Here is an 18,563-nt window from a genome sequence, read left to right on the forward strand (position 1 = left end):
TTAGATAGAAGTATATTAAAGGAGATTTATTTATGGGTAAAGATATTTTAAAAGTAAGTAATATAGAAAAATATTATGGTAAAAAAGGCAATGTTACAAAGGCAATTAATGATATTAGTTTTACTGTTTCAGAGGGCGAATTTGTTGGAATAATGGGAGCTTCAGGAAGTGGTAAGACAACACTTTTAAATTGTATATCAACTATAGATAAGGTAACTAGTGGACATATTTATTTAGAAGGGGAAGATGTTACAACTTTTAATTCTAAAAAGTTAGCTAAGTTTAGAAGGGAAAAAATAGGCTTTATATTTCAAGATTTTAATCTTTTAGATACTTTAACAGCTTATGAAAATATAGCTTTGGCTCTTACAATTCAAAGAGTAAATAACAAGGAAATAGATAGAAGGGTAAGAGAAGTGGCAGAAGCTTTAAATATCAGTAATGAACTTAATAAATATCCTTATGAAATGTCAGGTGGACAAAAGCAAAGGGTAGCATCAGCAAGAGCAATAGTTACTAACCCATCTTTAGTACTAGCAGATGAACCAACAGGAGCACTTGATTCAAAGGCAGCAACTATGCTTCTTGAAAGCTTAGAGAATTTAAATAAAAAATTAAATGCCACAATTATGATGGTAACTCATGATGCTTTTACAGCAAGTTATGCAAACAGAATTTTATTTATTAAAGATGGTAAGATATTTAATGAATTAATAAAGGGAACTGATTCAAGGAAAGAGTTTTTTAATAGAATAATTGAGGTTATAACTCTTCTTGGAGGTGACAGCAATAATGTACTTTAAATTAGCCTTTAAGAATATAAAAAAGAGTTATAAGAATTATGTAATATATTTTTTAACTTTAATATTTGGAGTCTGTATATTTTATACTTTTAACTCCATAGAATCACAAAGTATAATGATGGAACTTAATGAGCAAAAGCAGTCAGCCTTTGAGATGGCGGAACAATTAATGGGATATTTCTCTGTGTTTATAGCATTTGTATTAGGATTTCTAATAGTTTATGCAAATAACTATTTAATAAAGAGGAGAAAAAAAGAGTTTGGTGTTTATATGACTCTTGGAATGGAGAATAGAACTTTATCAAGAATGATATTCTTAGAAACTTTGCTTATAGGGGCTATATCCTTGGGGATAGGCTTAATTTTAGGAATAATCTTATCTCAAGCACTTTCAGTTTTAACAGCCTATATGTTCCAAGTAGATCTTACAAAGTTTCAATTTGTATTTTCTCCAAGTGGATTTAAGAAAACAGTGCTATGCTTTTCAGTAATATATCTTGTTGTATTAATATTTAATTTTATAAGTGTTAGAAAGATTAAGTTAATAGATTTATTAACAGCTTCAAAAAGAAATGAAAAGCCTACTATTAAAAACTTATGGGTATCAGTAATACTATTTTTAGTCAGTGTAGGAATGTTAGGAATAGCTTATTATAAGGTTATAAATGATGGTATTGCTGTTGCTAGTTTTAATGTTCTTGGGTTACCAATAGTATTTGGTTGTATTGGGACATTTATATTCTTTTATTCCTTAACAGGATTCTTTTTAAAAGTAATACAAGGAAATAAAAAGTTCTATTTAAGAGATTTGAATATGTTTGTTATGAAGCAAATAAGTAGCAAAATAAATACAACCTTTGTATCTTTATCATTTATATGTTTAATGTTATTCTTAGCTATTTGTACATTCTCAGGAGGCTTAGGCATAAATAGAGCTATAAATGCTGATTTAAAGGATTTAACTAAATTTGATGTTACTTGCTGGAGCAATAGCGGTGAAAATATAGAAAACTTATTAAAGGAAAAAAATATTGATATATCTAATATAGCTGAAGAAGATTCAAACATAGTTATGTACAATAGTGGGGTTAAATATAGGAGCTTTTTATCAGAACAGGGAATGGATGCTATGAAAAACTATTTCCCAGTAGCTAATGATAAAGATATTTTAGTAATTGGAGAAAAGGAATATAATGATACATTAAAAATCCTTGAGAAAGAGCCTGTTGACTTAAAGGAAAATCAATATTTAGCAGTTGGAAATATAAATGAAATGGCAAAGTGGGCTGATAAGAGTTTAGAAAAAGGAAAGAAGATAAATATTTCAGGAAAAACTTTAGAACCAGCAAATAAAAGGTATGAAAATATTAATCTATATAATTATACTATGAAGGCTGATATTTTAATTTTTGTTGTTAATGATTCTCTGCTTGAAGGACTAAAACCTATATCTAGTAGATTTAATATTGTGCTAAAGGATAACTCTAATACAAAGGAAGAATTAGAAGGCATACGAGATCAGTTAGTAGATAGTGAAGTATATTCAATAACAAAAAAAGAAATACGTGACAATGCAGCTGGGTTGGGAGCAACAATGGCTTACTTAGGAATATACCTAGGATTAATATTCATAATAACATCAGCAGTTGTACTTGCTATTCAACAGCTTACAGAGTCTACAGATAATATAGAGAGATATAAATTACTAAAAGAAATAGGTGTGGATCAAAAGATGATAAATAAAGCTGTATTCACTCAAGTAGGAGTGTATTTTATGCTTCCATTATCTTTAGCCATAGTACATGCGATAGTTGGATTAAAAGTTTCATCTCATATAGTAGAGATGTTTGGAAATGCTAGTATAATGCCAAACATAATTATGACAGCAGTAGTTCTTATAATAATTTACGGAGGATATTTCTTAGCAACATACTTAGGTGCAAAGAAAAATATAAACGAAAGATCATAAAAATAATTTAAAGTGAATTTTTAATACATCAAAGCTTTACTGTGTAGAGGTTTGATGTATTTTTTTGTTTAAATTACCTCTTATTATTTTTAATTTAGGTTTACAAACTAAGTTAAAAGACCTTTTTATATTACATAATAGCATTTTTATTTAGTTATAATTTAAGAGGTTCGTAAAGAGCTGACTTAAAATCAACATTTATCTAAAATAAAGGACAAACTTTGTATATTCAGCTATTTTGATCTTCTGATTAAATTGTAAGACCATTTTAATGGCTAGTTGAAGATTAATACTTATTTGAAATGAGTTGAAATTAATGTTAAGAAATGTTTTTCTTGACATTTCCATGGAAAAGTTTTAACATTTAATACGAACATATGTTCGTATTAAATCAGAACAAAGTGCAAATAACAATAAATTTTTTCATCAAATACAAACTCTACCATGTTAAAAATACTATTAATTTTAATAAACAAATAACAAAAATAATTTTATATTGCTTTTATAAGGAATGTAGTTAGGGGAGAGTTTGTATGAGTGAATTATATGAAAATATTGTATTGTGCCAACAAGGTAATAAAAATGCTATGGAATATATCATAAATAAATTTGAAGGATTAATAAATTCTTCTAAAATGTCTTTTGACCAAAATAGATTTTTCAATAGTTATGATATTGAAGATAATAAACAAGATTTAGTAATGAACCTTTTAAATATAGTTAAAAGGATACCAATTGAAAATCCTGGCTTTAGGAATGAAGGGTGTTTAGTTAACTATATTTATAAATCAATTAAAAATAGTAGAAGGTATATGTATGCCAATAAAAATATACAAAAAGATTTTATTATGAACAAGTATTTATCTAGCATGGTAGAGTTTGGAGATGAATATTATACGCCAGATATAGAATCAGAGATTTTTATAAGAGATTTATTAAAGGTTCTTACAGAAAAAGAAAAACTTATAATAGAATATGAATTTTTAGAAGGAAAAAGTGAAAGAGAAATAAGTGAAATACTTAAAATTTCTAGACAGTCTGTAAATAAAACTAAAAACAGAGCTTTAAAGAAGCTTAAAGAAGTTATTTAGTTCTGATGATTTGAAAATCTATTTTTATTGTTATATAAAAATGAGCTTGAATTTGTTTAGGTTATAAATTTGAGTATGCTCATTTTTTAGATAAAATTAAGTTTTAAATTAGTATTAATTTTAAATATTTTAAAATTAGAATTCTTTTAAAACATAGCCTTAAATAAAGGAAAATAAACTAAAGAATTGGTATGCACATAAAGAAGGCCTAGTTAAAAATAGATTGGAGGATTATTTTATATGGAGAATGAGGTATTTAAATTAATAGTTACTCAAGGTGGATTTGCTGTACTATTTTCTTATTTGTTATTCTATGTTTTAAAAGAAAATAGTAAAAGAGAAGGTAATTATCAAAGCATAATACAAGAACTTACGGAGCTATTACCAACCATAAAAAAAGATGTAGAAGATATTAAAAATAAATTAAATGATAAATAATGGAAAAAGTCGATATGAAAATATCGGCTTTTTTTATTTCTTATGGTTACATTTTGAAAGAAAATTACTTCTTTATTTATGAAAGCTAATTTAAGAGGCTAATTTGAAGGGAGGAAAAGACTGGAGTGATTTAATACTTAGAATGTTATTTTAAAGTTTAAATCATAAGTTAGCAAAAAAAATTATTTTGTAGGATTACAAAATAAAAGAAAATTACTTTTTATATTATGTAAGACAAATTCAAGCTTGATTTTTGTAAGAATAAAAAATTAAAAGATTAAATTTAAATAAAAAAATAAAGAAAAGTGAGGTTTTAAAAATGGCAAATAATATAATTCCAAATGTTAGTTCAGGAGATTTAGTAGGAAGTACCCCTACATTTCCACCAAATGCAGTGGTAAGAGGAGATTTCTTATATTTAAGAGATGTTAATGGGAATCAAATCCCAGGGAGAACAGTAAGTGATGGAGATGAAATTACTGTTTTATTTATAAGTAATGAAAAAAATATAGTATTAGTTCAATATCCAACAAGTTCTGGATATAGACAAGGATATGTAACAAATGCAACAAACATAATAAAATATAAAGATGATTATTCATGGGTAAATGGTTCAACACCTGAGGCAGTATATGACTTTGATAAAACAACTCAAATAGGAACTTTAGATCCAAGAGAAAGAGCAGTAGTTCTTTATAAAGTAGATGGAATGACATATGTTGCTTATGATACAGGAAAAGGTAAGCTTACAAAGTCAGGATTAGTTAATTATGAAGGTTCTGGTAGTTCTACTGGAGGAGGAAGTTTTAATGGAGTAGCACCAGGAGAAGTTGTACCAAGTGGATTCACATATGAAAATAATGCAGAAGTAGTTGGAGATGAACTATACCTTAGAGATGAAAATGGTAATAGAATACCAGGTAGAAGTGTAAGTGTAGGAGATAAAATAACAGTTTTAGATGTAGGTTATACTAAACAATTAGCTTTAGTACAATATCCAGCAGGAGATGTAGTAAGACAAGGTTATGTAACAAATGCAACTAACTTAATAAGATACTTTAATCAAAGTATGTGGCACAATGGAAGTACACCAGAAGAAGTATTAGATGAAAATGGACAACACTTAGGATCATTAAACCCATATGAAGCAGCAACACCATTATATAAGAAAAATGGAATGACACATGTTGTTTATAATACAGATAAAGGACCTAATACAAAATCAGGTTATGTAAAGTATGAAGGATCAGCATCGACTAGAGTGGACATACCTAGCCCATCAATAACAAATGCACAAAAAATAGTATATGGAACAAGTGGTAGAGGAAGAGAATTAGCAGCTTATAAAGTTGGTAATGGAGCTAACTCATTAATCTATGTATGTGCAATACACGGATGGGAAGATCACTGGGCAGCAGATGGTATTGAATTAACTAGAATAGGTAATGGACTTATAGAACACTTCCAAAATGCAGGAACAAACAATTGGTCATTATATATAATTCCAGTAGCAAATCCAGATGGATTATCAGAAGGATATACAAATAATGGACCAGGAAGATGTACTATAGTAGGAGCAGTAGACTGTAATAGAGATTTTCCAATAGGATTTACACCATATGGAGATTCAAGACACTGGACAAATAAAGAGCCGTTAAGTGTACCAGAATCAAGATGTTTACGTGATTTTGTAAGCGAAATAAAAGGAAGGACATCAGGTTCAACATATTTAATAGATATGCACGGATGGGAAGACAAGACAATAGGAGATTCACATATATCAAGAGCATTCCAAAATCAATTTGGATTTGTAAATGGATGTTATGATGGAGTATACCAAGCTGGATTCTTAATATCATGGGCAAATTCAATAGGAGTAAGAGCTGCGTTAATAGAATTACCACAATCATGTTATAGTCATTCAGATGCCGTTAATGGAAGATATCTACAAAAATCTATAAATGCAGTAACAAATCTAATAGGAGGTTCTGGCGGTAGTTCATCTGGAGGAAGTACTGGTGGAAATTCAGACTCAGGCAGTATAGGAGGAAGTTCATCTTCAGATATAACGTATATATCAAATGGAGAAGTAATAAATGTACAATCATTCCTAAATGTAAGAAAAGGACCAGGAACAGATTATGACTCAATAGGACAGCTACATCAAGGAGATAAGGTAAGTATAATAGCTAAAAATGGAAAATGGTATAAAATTTCTTCACCTATAGCTGGATATGTTCATGAGGACTTCATAAAAATAATAAGTCCAAATTATTCTGAAGATTCTAAATTAGAGTCTATAGTTATATCAGCATCTGAATATGTTGTTTTATTAGACAATGTACCACATTTACAAGACTATATAAGAGGAAGATATAAATATAATTTTATTGAACCTGGAATTAAAAGATTAAAAGATTTAAAAAGACTTTTTAAAAATGATAAAAATAAAAAAATAACATGGATAATAGCAGATCAAGGATATACAAAAGAAGAATTAAATAAATTTACCAATACTGCTAGAAAATTAGATGTAAACATACATTTTATTCATACAACTGATGATTTAATAAATTATTTTAATAATAGAAATGGATTTAAAATTGATTATATAACAATTTTTTCTCATGGTGAACCTGGTAAAATACTTCTTAGACATATAGGAGCGGTTGAAAAAATACTAGTTGAAGATATAGGACTATCTATATTAGAAACACAATTTCCAGGTGTAAGATTAGATTTATTAAAAAATGACCCGGATAATATTTCACGTCTTCTTGATTTTAAAATGGAAGATATAAAGAGAATAAATCCACAAGGATTTTTAAAAGATGCATATACAATGATATATTCTTGTAATGCAGCTACAGAAGTAAATGGAACAAGTTTCATAAAAGAGTGGTATAAACATGGATTGGGTCAAGTTACAGGAGCACTTAATAGAACAGATTATTCACACATTTTAGGAAAAACAGATGAGGAAAAAAAATTACATGAGAATCAAAAAGATGAAGATGGATACAATGAAAATGGATCAATACTTTATCCACAACTTGGGAAAAATGCTGAGTGGGTACATTATCCTATGAATTAAGCAAAATTAATATATTTACATTAATTTTATAGTATAATTTATATAAATGATTGTCTTGAAAATACTGTTAATATTTTAAAATTGAATTTTTAAGACAATCTTTTAAAATATTAATAGTATTTATAGGAGGAGTAGTGGATATAAAAATAAAAATCTTTTGGATAGTATCTATTTTAACTGGAATAACATTTATATATATGTTATCCAATATACTATTTAAATTTAAATTAAGAAAAAAGATAGGAAGAAAATCAATATTAAAGATGATAAGTCTTATAATTGGGTTTTATTTAATATTTTTGTTTTTCACAATTTTTGATGTTTATAACTATTATAATTTAAAAAATATAGTTGAACATTCAAGTATGAGCGAGTATATTAAAGATTATAAATTCTCAGGTACTGATTATTGTGTAGTAACAATTAATGGTGATGAAGAGTTTGAAAAATTAGATAATAAAACTAAATTAGCATATATGGTTGATTTAAATACAGTTTGTACTATAGCAATAGGAGATATACTTTTTGATGGACGTATACCATATAAGATTTATCATGAGAGTAAAGTTATAGTAATTGTTAATGATAATACTTATGTTTTACCTAATGAAGAAAAAAGTATTGAAAGTAAATTGTATATTAATGGTGAATTGGTTTGTGAAGAAAGTTTAGAAGAAACTTTTCGTAATATAAAAAATATAAAAAAATAGAGTAAGCTTCAAGTTTGAAGCTTGCTCTATTTTTTATAGTAAATTTAATAATAGTTAATGATATAGAAAATATAATATAATTTTCTTGGTTTTACAAAGGGGTAGTTCTATGAGCTTAGATATAAAATTATTTTGGATAATTTCAATATTAGATATTATATTTAAATGGCGATTAAGTAGGAAAATAGGTAGAAAATTAATATTAAAAGTAATGGCTATTAGGATAGAAATTTAAAAAACGACTAGATTTTTGTGAATTGAAGTTATAAGTAATAAAGAATATTTTATAATTAGAATACAATATATTTGAAAGGAGTAGCAAATGAAAAAAAGGAAAAAATTATCACCAATTATTATTTTTATAAGTATAATTTTATTGTTAAGTATTATACTTTTGTGTCTTAAAATATCAGGTAAGAGATTTAATACTAGCAAAATAGAAGACACTAAAGAAGTAGAAACACAATTTCCGTATAATGTAGAATTTGATAACTATAAAGTTCAAATAAACAAGCCTAAATTATTCGATCATTATGTTCTTTTTGATTATAATGTTGAAACAAAAGATGGTTCACCTATAGAAGAAGGAGATTTTAATATTACAGGAAGTGTTAAATTTCCTGATAAAGCTTATTTTATATCTTCTGATAATATTTTAAATGAAATTAATAATAATAAAATGCATATTATTGATGTTGGGATTATTGTAGCTAGAGAAAATTATGACTTATACGTAGAAAATCCTAGTTTTTTAGTAAATGCAAGAGAAAAAGGTAGCAGCAAATCAATTTATGAAGAAAAAAGAATAGATAAAAGGATAGAAACAAAAGGAGTAATTTATCCAACTAAAGAAAATTATAAGGAAATAAACAAAACATTTAAATTAGATAATATTGAGTTTAATATTTTAAGTTTAGGAAATTTTGATTTTGGATCATTTATACCTATTTTTGTAGGTGATATAAGCCATGAAAAAAGTGAAGAAATACCCAATAAATATGCTATTAGAATTAAAAGTGGAAATTTAAATCAAATTTATAATTTAGAAAAATGGGCTGGATTTTATGAAAAAGCTATAAAAAATTATAGCAAGATAGATCCTAAATACAATAAAAATTCAGAGTATGATCAATTCTATATGGCAAAACTTTTATATAATCCAAATGAAATAAATAAAAATAATATGGAAATATATCTTGTTAATAAAAATACTAATGAAGAAGTTAAGATAAATTAAAAGGGTTATAATTAGTTAAAAAGGGACAACTATCATAAAAATAATAGTTTTTAGTAATGTATATTCTTGAAAGTAGATATTGTAAAATTATCATTACTTTATAAAAATTATACAGATATAGATAAAGTGCAAAATTTATTCAATATCATAAAGTATTAAATTACTAATGCAACTAATTTAAAAAATACTTTAATCAAAGCTTTAGAAAATTTATCTGAGGAAGTAAAAATAAGATTAAGATATTTATCTTAATCTTATTTTTTATTACAATGTATTTTTATTATTAAACATTCCTTTTTATTGTTACAAATGGAAGAGAACCATCTGTAAAGATTTTATCTCCTCCACCATTACGTCCGTGATAACTGTTAGTAAAATGCTTAATAACATTAATATTTTCGATATTTTTTTTCGTATTTAATGAATCTATAACAAAATCTCTTTCCTTATCTATATTAGCATCTATTTTATGAGTAATTTGCCCAGTGAAAAGTGATAAACCAACGTTTTTATCATAAGTAGCTGCTGCTAGCCAATCTGCTTGAAATCCTCCAGGCAAATACCAGTCTTCAGGGGTTTTCCAAAGACGTATATGATGTCTTTTTCTTGGGTTACCATGGATTTCTCTTTCAAATGCTAGGTCCTGTTTATTTGAAAATAAAAATAGTGAACTAACAGGAGCAGTAGGATACGATTTAGAAAGTACACTTGCTAAAGCAATTTTAATTGACGATTTAAATCCAAGATTATCAGCAACATGCCATCCACTTTTCTCAAATGACTTAATAATATCTTCTTTTGATCCATAAAAAGCTAAATTAATAGAATCTCCTAATAAGCCATCACTTGTTTTGGTTCTACCAATATAATAATTAGGTAAATAAAGTTTTGTAAGTAGTCTAGTTAAAATAGGTAGAACGAAATAAGATATAAAAAACCAAAAAATCAAATAAAATAATATATTAAGTTTTTCAGTTAATATATCTGAAAGTAGTGATTGGTATATTATAAAAGCTAAAAATAGGGTTATAAAAAATTTAATTACTCTTAAAAATAAGTTTAGCTTATTTACATGACAGTTCATCTTTATTCTCCTTTGTTTGAGGTTAAATTTAAAAATAATTTCTTTATTTAACTATATCACTTTAGGTTGAAAGAAATTAGTTTGTCATATTAAGATTTCTATTAGTATAAATATGATTTTTAACAAATAGGTCTAAATTTTACTTATATTATGTTAAGTATTCACTAATATCTGTTTCTTTGTTCTGAATAGCTTTATTCCAGTAAAGATAGCTAAAGGAATTGAAATTACTGCAATTGCGTTAATTAAAATTGAGTAATTACTTAAATAAGATAGTACTCCAGAGCCTAATGTATTAAATATTATATGACCAATCATAGATGAATAAATTGAATTTGTATAATAAACTAATAATCCGAGTAATATACCAAGAAGAAAGGTATAAAAACCTTGAAATAAATTTCCGTGCATAAAGGCAAAAACAAAAGCCTGAAGAATTAAAGCAGTAATTAACTTACAGTCTCTTCTTAGATATCCAAAAACCAGACCTCTACAAAATATTTCTTCAAAAATAGGAGCTATAATAACAGTTGTAAAAATTCCAAAAAATGTACTGGATGAGTATACTAATGTTCTAGAAATATGTTCATAGCTTTTAAACAGGTTAGGAAAAAGGGGATATACTATACCACTTATTAAATTTACTAAGATTGATGAGCTTAAAGAAAATAAGATTATATAGGTAATTTTATTAGATGAAATCTTATTAAATTTACACATTTTCATAATCTGAGAATTACTTGGTTCACAAATAATCTTATACATTACAAGAGTTAGGATGGCCCCTAATATATATGATAAATTAGATCCAAGTCCTATATAATGTGGTGATGAGTGTAATTGATCAGATGTATATCCTGAAGTTAGAGATAATATAGTAAGTACTATAAAATAAGAAATACCACAGTTAATAAAATAAAAGAATGGAAGTCCTAAAGCTGCCTTTAGGATTAATTTTAATTTAGACATCAAACCATCTCCTTGCGTTTAAAACTTAAGTATATTAAAAAACAAAAACTCCTACACTTCATAAGGAGCTTTTGTTTTTATATTCTATAATTTTATGAAGTATTAGTTTATCTAGAATTTTAATTTTAGATTATATTTTAAACTAGTATTGATTTTTAGATATAACTGTAAGATAAACTTCATGAGCAATATTTTGATAAATCAAATAGGTCTTAAAATCTAGTTAAAAGTCAAAATTCACCTAAGACATAGTCTGTTTTTTTAATGTCTTAATAAGTTTTACACTTCCGAAAACTAATAGGATTATTGCAATTGCTACAAAAATTATATTTACTAATATTGGTGAAAATCCTTGTAATGAAGCTATTAGCATAGGTATTATTAAAACGCCAAATAGATTATAAGTTATGTGTGATACTATTGAAGCATATAAAGAGTTTGTATAGTAGAAAATTGCACCAAGGAATAATCCTAATATGAATGCATATGTACCTTGAACTAAGTTACCATGAGCTATAGCAAAAATTAAGGCTTGTACTATTAAAGCTACTGGAAATTTATAATTATCTCTTAGAAACCCAAAGATAACTCCTCTAAAAAATATCTCTTCAAAAATAGGTATTAATACTATAACTATTACAAGTGCCAATATTGAATTATGAGTAGCATTCATAGCATTACCTACAATTGAATAACTTTCAAATATGTTAGGAAATAAACTACCAAAAACCCCCATTAAGAATAATATAAGCATTGTTAATCCAATAGAAAAAATGACTATATAAGTTACTATATTGACTTTAATTTTATTAAATCTACAACTTTTGAATAGTCTCTCTTTTGCTCCTAGGTATATTAAAAATAATACAAGAAGCATTATTAAATCAGAAACTAAAGATAAATGATACATAATAGGTGTGATAATTTCCATTACGTTAAATGAATTTGGACCTACTTGATTTACAACAAAATAAACTCCTATATAAATTCCAGAGACTAAAGTAGATATAAAAAAATAAAGTAGGGGTAATCCTATTACGAATCCTAATGTCTTAAAGACTTTTTTCATGTGTTTTCCTCCTTTAAATTTAAAACTAAAATATTTATAAATAGTAAATATTATGTAATTATTGTTAATATTGTATCAAAATTCTTAAAAAATGTAAACTTTGAAAATTTATTTCAGAAAGTTTTAAGACTGTGCACCTTTATTAACATTCTTTTCTGAAATTTTAATCATAAAACTAAATGAAATATACATAGGAATTCCCCATAAAGCTGCACTAAAAATAACTCGCTTAAATATAAAATCAAAACTTAATATAGAAGTTGAATAGGGTAATGAAACAAATACACCATAAAGTTCAGAAAAGATAAATCAAATTATCATAATAATTTCTTTAAAGAATTCTTTTATGTTAAAAAATTGGAGATTTTAGTTGTGAATCATAGTAAGTTTTTTTCTTGAGTATTTTATAAAAATATTTACGAAAACAAGGGGGTGATATTTAGAAGCCTTTGAAATAAGCTGACGGACCGATTTAAGTGTCTTAAGATGTTTGGTTTACAACCTAAAAGGGGAGCCACCATACTTGGTAAGCTCCCTAATATAGGTCTTAAGAATTTTTGAGGAGATTTTTATATTTTTCTATATAATTTGTTATACCATTTTCCTTAACTGGGGGCGTAAATGTTGGTGCTACCCCTAATATAAATTTATTCACTTAAGGGTTCTAAGTTTTGCTTTTCTCGTATATCTTTCTTATTTATAAATAGACTTAATGAACCAATTAATCCTATTAAAAGGATAATAGATCCAACTAAGAATGTGAAATTAAAACCTTTTGTAAATGCTAAAGCTGATTGTTCTTTACTTATAGCTCCAGAAATAGATTCTAAATAAGAATTTTTATGAGTAGTCATTAAACTAACAAATAAAGATGATCCCATTGCAGCTGAAATTTGTTGTACTGTATTAATTATTGCTGTTCCATGTGGATATTCCTTTGGTTTTAATTGATTTAAACTATTTGTTTGTGATGAAGTCATAACAAGTGGCATTCCTACATTTAATATACAAAGTAATATTATTATTGTGCTATAACTTGTACTAACTTCAACTCTTGATAATAAATAAAAACATACAACTAATATAACAAATCCAAAAGGCACTACTTTTTTAGCCCCTAATTTATCATATATATTACCTGTTATGATTGAAGTTACTGCATTTATTAATCCGGCTGGAAGTATTGCAAATCCAACTTGAAGTGGTGTTAAATGATATGCTCCCTCTAAATACATTGGCATAACAACTAAAGTTTCAAATAAAGTCATCATAGATATCATTATAAATATTACACCTAAAGTATATATTGGAGATTTAAAAACTTTTAAATCTAGCATTGGTTCTTCTAATTTTAATTGTCTAATTGAGAAAAGAATAAGTGATATTATTCCTACTATAAATGCGATAATTGCTTTGCTATTTCCAAGTAAACTAAAGCCCATTATAATTCCGCCAAAACCTAATGTTGATAAAATTATTGATAGTATATCTATTTTTGGATTGGTTACTTCAGTAACTTTTTCTAAGTATTTGTATCCAACTAATATTGCAATAATTATTAAAGGTATTTCTATTATAAATAAATAACGCCATGATAACATTTCAAGTATAAATCCTGATATACTTGGTGCTATTGATGGTGCAAATAATATAACAAAAAGTCCAAGACCTACTGCTGAACCTCTTTTTTCTGGTGGATTTATTACAACTATTGTATTCATCATTATTGGTACTAACATTCCTGTACCTGAAGCCTGTACTAATCTACCACATAATAAAAAAGGAAAACTTGGTGCACTTGCTGCTATGATAGTTCCAAGTAAACATAAAATCATTGCAGCTATATAAAGCTGTTTAAGAGTAAATTTTTGTATCAAAAATGCAGTTACAGGTACTAATATTCCTATAACTAAAAGATATCCAGTACTTAGCCATTGTATTGTTTGTGCTGTTACATTAAGTTCTTCCATAAGCTTTGGGAGTGCAACATTTACTATAGTCTCATTAAAAAGAGCCATAAAGCCACCGAATAGTAATACTCCCATAATCTTAAATATTTTTTCTTTCGTGTTCATTTTTTAAACCTCTTTCTATAATTAGACCAGTCTATATAATTTTCTCAAAAATAATAAAGGGTATTATTTAAAATATCCTTTATTAACATAAATCTATTTTATATATTTATTTATAATACTAGTTATATTGTCCTTAACTAATATAAGCGAACTATTATCCTTTTTTGTTAAAGACATTATAATAGCTCCTTCAATCATTATTTGAATCATTCTACTAATTTCTATAGCATCTTCTTTTTCTATATTTAGTTCTAATAACCTATCTTCATATAAATTTTCCCAAGTTCTAAATGTTTCTGCGCATGCTTTTCTTAAAATTTCATTAGTTTGAGATGCTTCTAGCGCTAAAAGACTAACAGTTGTGCCTTTTTCTATTTCATCTCTCCCTATTATATCAGCAACATTTAAAATTACTTTTTGGATTCCTTCTATTGGATTATTGCATGAATATAATTTTTCTTTTATTTCTTCTTTAATAGATTCCTTTACTACTTTTATCGCTTCTAATGCTAATTCCTCTTTTCCATTTGGAAAGTAATAATAAAGTGATCCTTTCGGAGACTCACTTTTTTTTAGAATTGCATTTAAGCCTGTTGCATGATATCCATTTGAGAAAAACATTTGCGATGCTGTCATTAGTATTTTTTCTCTAGTATCTATTTTATTTCCCATATTATTTCTCCTAAAAATTATAACGATTGGTCTATATATAAAATACTTTTTAAATATTTAATTGTCAATAGATTAAACTATTTACTATTTTACAAGTTATCATAATGATTTCTTTAAAGAACTCTTTTATGTTAAAATAATTGGAAATTTTAGATGTAGATAATAGTAAGATTTTTTTGGATATTTTATAAAGGTATTTATTGAAATAAGGAGTGTCTAGCTAAAAGTATTGAAAATAGAGGGGTTAGAGGTGATGATGTTGTAGGGTGTGCTAAATTTATATATAAGTAAATACTTATTATATATATGTAAAATAAGTATTTTTACTTATAAGTAATTGGAAGTATAATAAAGACATCAAGTGAGTAGGAAGTGGTGATTAGATAGATGAAAAAATATTTAGATAAGCTTCAAAATATGCCAATAGGGATTAGCGGAACTTGCTTGGCATTTATAACATTAAGTAATTCTTGGCAATTAAAAGGAATAAATTATTTTAAACCAATAGCAATATTTTTAGCAGTTTGTATGTTATCCTTAATGGTTTTAAGATTTATAAAATTTCCAAAGACTATGTACGAAGAGCTTAAGAACCCAGTAACAGGGACTTTTTATCCTACAATGGGAATGGTGCTTTGGTTAGTATCTGGATTCTTTTATCCTTACTTTCCAGTAGTATGTAGCTGGCTTTGGATAGCAGCAGTAATATATCATTATGGAATAGTTATTTTCTACACAATAATTAGATTTAAAGAAAGAAAATTTGAAAATATAATGCCAACTTGTTTCATAGTTTACACAGGTATGATAACAGGTAGTGTAGCAAGTAAAGGTATGGATGGAGTAATTCCTCAAATCCCACAAATAGCACATTTCATGCTTATGTTTGGATTTATATTCTATACAGTTCTTCTACCAGTGGTTTTATATATAGTATTTAAAAGTGAAATATTAGATGATCACAAATTACCAACAGTAGGTATAATTTGTTCACCAGCTCCACTTGGAGTAGTTGGTATATTAACAATAGAACCAAACCCTAATCCATATATGTTAGCTTGGTTAGTTGTAACTGGTTTAATATTACTTGTAGTTGTTTATGGATATATTTTAAAACTATTCAAAGAAGGTTTTAAACCATCATATGCAGCATTTACATTCCCATTAGCAATAGCTACTTTATCAGCATTTAAGTTAACAACTTATTTTACTGGTTTAGGATATACAGGAATGGCAAGCTTATTCAAATTCTTAGGTGATGTTGAAATATTTATAGCAACATATGTAATATTCTTTATGTTATTAAACTTCTTAAATATGTTCTTCAAAGCTATAAATCCAAAGCTTGGAGAATATGTAGAAGAGGAAGAAGAATTAATTGGTGGAGCTCTTTATTCAAAATAATTGAATGGAGTTAACATAAATTTAGACTTGATTCACAATTGAATTTTAGTCGAATATTTCTAGAATGGGGTCAAACTTCTAGGGATAAAAATTCTTATAGCTCTTAGAGCTATAAGATAAACTTTTAATCAAACAACATAATAAAAATCTCAATCACTTTACAGTATTTTATAAAAAAGATTATGGGTAATTACATTTATAGTAAGTGAAACTCCCACCGACTTTATCACTAATAAATTTATAAACTAGCATCTACTCATAATCTTTTTATAAGATGCTCCAAAAATAATATAATATATCATGCTGTAATTTCTTATTTTTAGAAATTTATAAGATAAAAGGAATGGATTTAAAAATTCATTCCTTTTATTTTATACATAACTAAAAACTTATTACTAATATAACTTTTTAATATTTTAAATTATATATATAGATATGTATAATAATTTCGTAAAGCGACCATAATATAATCTTTTATGGTATTTACTTAATATGAGAATAAGAAAGGTAACATATGAAGAAAGAATTAGGGAAAAAGTTTAGAGTGATACTACCAGGACTTTTTATATGTCTAGTAATAGGTATTATTGCTGAGTTTTTAGGAAAGAAATTTCCTACTGTAGGGGCAGCTACTTTCGCTATATTTATGGGAATCTTTGCGGGAAATACATTTCTAAAAAGTGATAGATATAATGAAGGAACTAAATTTTCAGAGAAAGATCTTTTAAACTATTCAATTGTTTTAATGGGAGCTTCTTTGAATATGACAGACATAATAGCTCTAGGATTTAATGGAGTAATATATATAGCTATTTTAATGACATTAACAATAGCCACAACTTATTTTATAGGAAGAAAACTAGGCTTTGGAGAAAAGTATTCACTTTTAATGTCTGCTGGTAATGCAGTATGTGGATCATCAGCTATAGGATCAGTAGCTCCAGTAATAAAAGCAAAGGATTCAGATAAGGTAATAGCTATAACAATAGTTAATGTAACTGGAACAATATTAATGATTCTTTTACCATTACTTACATCTGTTATTTATAATAATGATGTTTTGCATACTTCTGCATTAATGGGAGGAATACTTCAATCTGTAGGACAAGTTATTGGTTCTGCTAAATTTATTGGTGATTCAGTGGTAGAGCTAGCTACTGTATTTAAGATAATAAGAATAATATTCTTAGTTGTGGTAGTTCTAGTCTTTGCAAAAATAGAAGTTAATGAAGAAAATAAAGAAGAAGTAGCTCATCATCATAAACCAACACATAAGGTGCGTATACCATGGTTTATAATAGGGTTCTTTATAATATGTATTTTAAATACTCTTGGAATGGTTCCAGGTGGGGTTGGAAGTGCATTTAAATGGATAAGTTCTAATTTTGAAATCATAGCTCTAGCAGGTATAGGAATGAGAGTAAAAATAGGAGACTTAGTAAAAGAAGGTCCGAAAGCAATGCTTTATGGAGGTCTTGTAGGAGTTTGCCAAATCATATTCGCTATATCATTGATTAGCATATTTATAAAATAAAAATCATCATGAAAGAGGTTGTACAAAATACTTGTATTTAAGTCTTGTGCAACCTCTTTTATTTATTTTATTAAGAGGTTATGTTTTAAGCTAGTATTGATTTTTAGCTAGGTCCTAAAGTTTAGTTAGAAATTAACATTCAGCTAAAGCAGATCCTATTAAAAAAAGACTGCCATAAATATTAAAGTATACTCTCATTTTATATGATTTTAATTCATATATGTTTAATGAAAGGCTTTATTAGGAGGATTAAAATGTTAGAAAACTTCTTGAGTTTTGGTTATAATCAATGCGCAAGACTTGGCTATACAATTGGTTTCGGTGCATTTGAAGGATTGGTTATTTATATTGGAATAATAGCACTTATTATAGTGCGAGTTAAAAATGATTTAGAATTAAAAAAAGAGTAAAATA

The 18,563-nt window shown here is 26.6% G+C and carries 16 protein-coding genes; 11 read left to right on the forward strand and 5 right to left on the reverse strand.

The features are described 5' to 3' along the window. Positions 1–32: 32 nt before the first annotated feature. The 8 genes from AC2JAQ_RS00160 (at position 33) to AC2JAQ_RS00195 (ending at position 9,342) form a co-directional block, all read left to right on the forward strand. Entirely contained in the window at positions 33–803 is a 771-nt protein-coding gene (locus AC2JAQ_RS00160) for an ABC transporter ATP-binding protein (protein ID WP_488457328.1), read from the forward strand. Next, positions 793–2,772, forward strand: coding sequence for an FtsX-like permease family protein (locus AC2JAQ_RS00165; protein WP_488457329.1), 1,980 nt, complete (start codon positions 793–795; stop codon positions 2,770–2,772). Before AC2JAQ_RS00160 ends, AC2JAQ_RS00165 begins: the two co-directional genes overlap by 11 nt. A 533-nt stretch (positions 2,773–3,305) precedes the next feature. Then, positions 3,306–3,863 carry a sigma-70 family RNA polymerase sigma factor gene (locus AC2JAQ_RS00170; protein ID WP_488457330.1) on the forward strand — a complete coding sequence of 186 codons (558 nt, stop codon included), beginning with the start codon at positions 3,306–3,308 and terminating at the stop codon, positions 3,861–3,863. A gap of 240 nt (positions 3,864–4,103) precedes the next feature. Beyond that, positions 4,104–4,301 carry a BhlA/UviB family holin-like peptide gene (locus AC2JAQ_RS00175; RefSeq protein ID WP_322505182.1) on the forward strand — a complete coding sequence of 66 codons (198 nt, stop codon included), beginning with the start codon at positions 4,104–4,106 and terminating at the stop codon, positions 4,299–4,301. 319 nt (positions 4,302–4,620) lie between these two features. Then, positions 4,621–7,395 carry an SH3 domain-containing protein gene (locus tag AC2JAQ_RS00180; protein WP_488457331.1) on the forward strand — a complete coding sequence of 925 codons (2,775 nt, stop codon included), beginning with the start codon at positions 4,621–4,623 and terminating at the stop codon, positions 7,393–7,395. Positions 7,396–7,529: 134 nt separating this feature from the next. Beyond that, positions 7,530–8,105 (forward strand): hypothetical protein, encoded by a 576-nt coding sequence (locus tag AC2JAQ_RS00185; protein WP_488457332.1) that lies wholly within the window; start codon positions 7,530–7,532, stop codon positions 8,103–8,105. A 109-nt stretch (positions 8,106–8,214) separates the two neighbouring features. Beyond that, positions 8,215–8,340: a hypothetical protein gene (locus AC2JAQ_RS00190; RefSeq protein WP_488457333.1), complete on the forward strand. Its 126-nt coding sequence runs from the start codon at positions 8,215–8,217 to the stop codon at positions 8,338–8,340. Positions 8,341–8,427: 87 nt separating this feature from the next. Then, on the forward strand, positions 8,428–9,342 hold the full coding sequence (locus tag AC2JAQ_RS00195) for a hypothetical protein (protein ID WP_488457334.1): 915 nt from the start codon (positions 8,428–8,430) through the stop codon (positions 9,340–9,342). Positions 9,343–9,625: 283 nt separating this feature from the next. On the opposite strand, the gene AC2JAQ_RS00200 is transcribed toward AC2JAQ_RS00195, so the two are convergent. The 5 genes from AC2JAQ_RS00200 to AC2JAQ_RS00220 form a co-directional block, all read right to left on the reverse strand. Further along, positions 9,626–10,426 (reverse strand): LssY C-terminal domain-containing protein, encoded by an 801-nt coding sequence (locus AC2JAQ_RS00200; RefSeq protein WP_488457335.1) that lies wholly within the window; start codon positions 10,424–10,426, stop codon positions 9,626–9,628. Positions 10,427–10,579: 153 nt separating this feature from the next. After that, on the reverse strand, positions 10,580–11,395 hold the full coding sequence (locus AC2JAQ_RS00205; protein WP_488457336.1) for a CPBP family intramembrane glutamic endopeptidase: 816 nt from the start codon (positions 11,393–11,395) through the stop codon (positions 10,580–10,582). A 241-nt stretch (positions 11,396–11,636) separates the two neighbouring features. Next, complete coding sequence (locus AC2JAQ_RS00210) at positions 11,637–12,464, reverse strand: CPBP family intramembrane glutamic endopeptidase (RefSeq protein ID WP_488457337.1); 828 nt, start codon at positions 12,462–12,464, stop codon at positions 11,637–11,639. A gap of 647 nt (positions 12,465–13,111) precedes the next feature. Continuing rightward, a complete protein-coding gene (locus AC2JAQ_RS00215) occupies positions 13,112–14,539 on the reverse strand; it encodes an MDR family MFS transporter (RefSeq protein WP_488457338.1) in 1,428 nt (475 codons plus the stop codon). A 93-nt stretch (positions 14,540–14,632) separates the two neighbouring features. Beyond that, a complete protein-coding gene (locus AC2JAQ_RS00220; protein WP_488457339.1) occupies positions 14,633–15,211 on the reverse strand; it encodes a TetR/AcrR family transcriptional regulator in 579 nt (192 codons plus the stop codon). A gap of 387 nt (positions 15,212–15,598) precedes the next feature. On the opposite strand from AC2JAQ_RS00220, the gene AC2JAQ_RS00225 reads away from it, so the two are divergent. The 3 genes from AC2JAQ_RS00225 (at position 15,599) to AC2JAQ_RS00235 (ending at position 18,559) form a co-directional block, all read left to right on the forward strand. Then, complete coding sequence (locus tag AC2JAQ_RS00225) at positions 15,599–16,615, forward strand: TDT family transporter (protein WP_488457340.1); 1,017 nt, start codon at positions 15,599–15,601, stop codon at positions 16,613–16,615. Between the two features lie 514 nt (positions 16,616–17,129). Beyond that, positions 17,130–18,149: a YeiH family protein gene (locus AC2JAQ_RS00230; RefSeq protein ID WP_488457341.1), complete on the forward strand. Its 1,020-nt coding sequence runs from the start codon at positions 17,130–17,132 to the stop codon at positions 18,147–18,149. A 254-nt stretch (positions 18,150–18,403) separates the two neighbouring features. After that, positions 18,404–18,559, forward strand: a complete 156-nt coding sequence (locus AC2JAQ_RS00235; protein ID WP_488457342.1) for a hypothetical protein — start codon at positions 18,404–18,406, stop codon at positions 18,557–18,559. Positions 18,560–18,563 lie beyond the last annotated feature (4 nt).

This window comes from Clostridium sp. LIBA-8553, assembly GCF_057782465.1.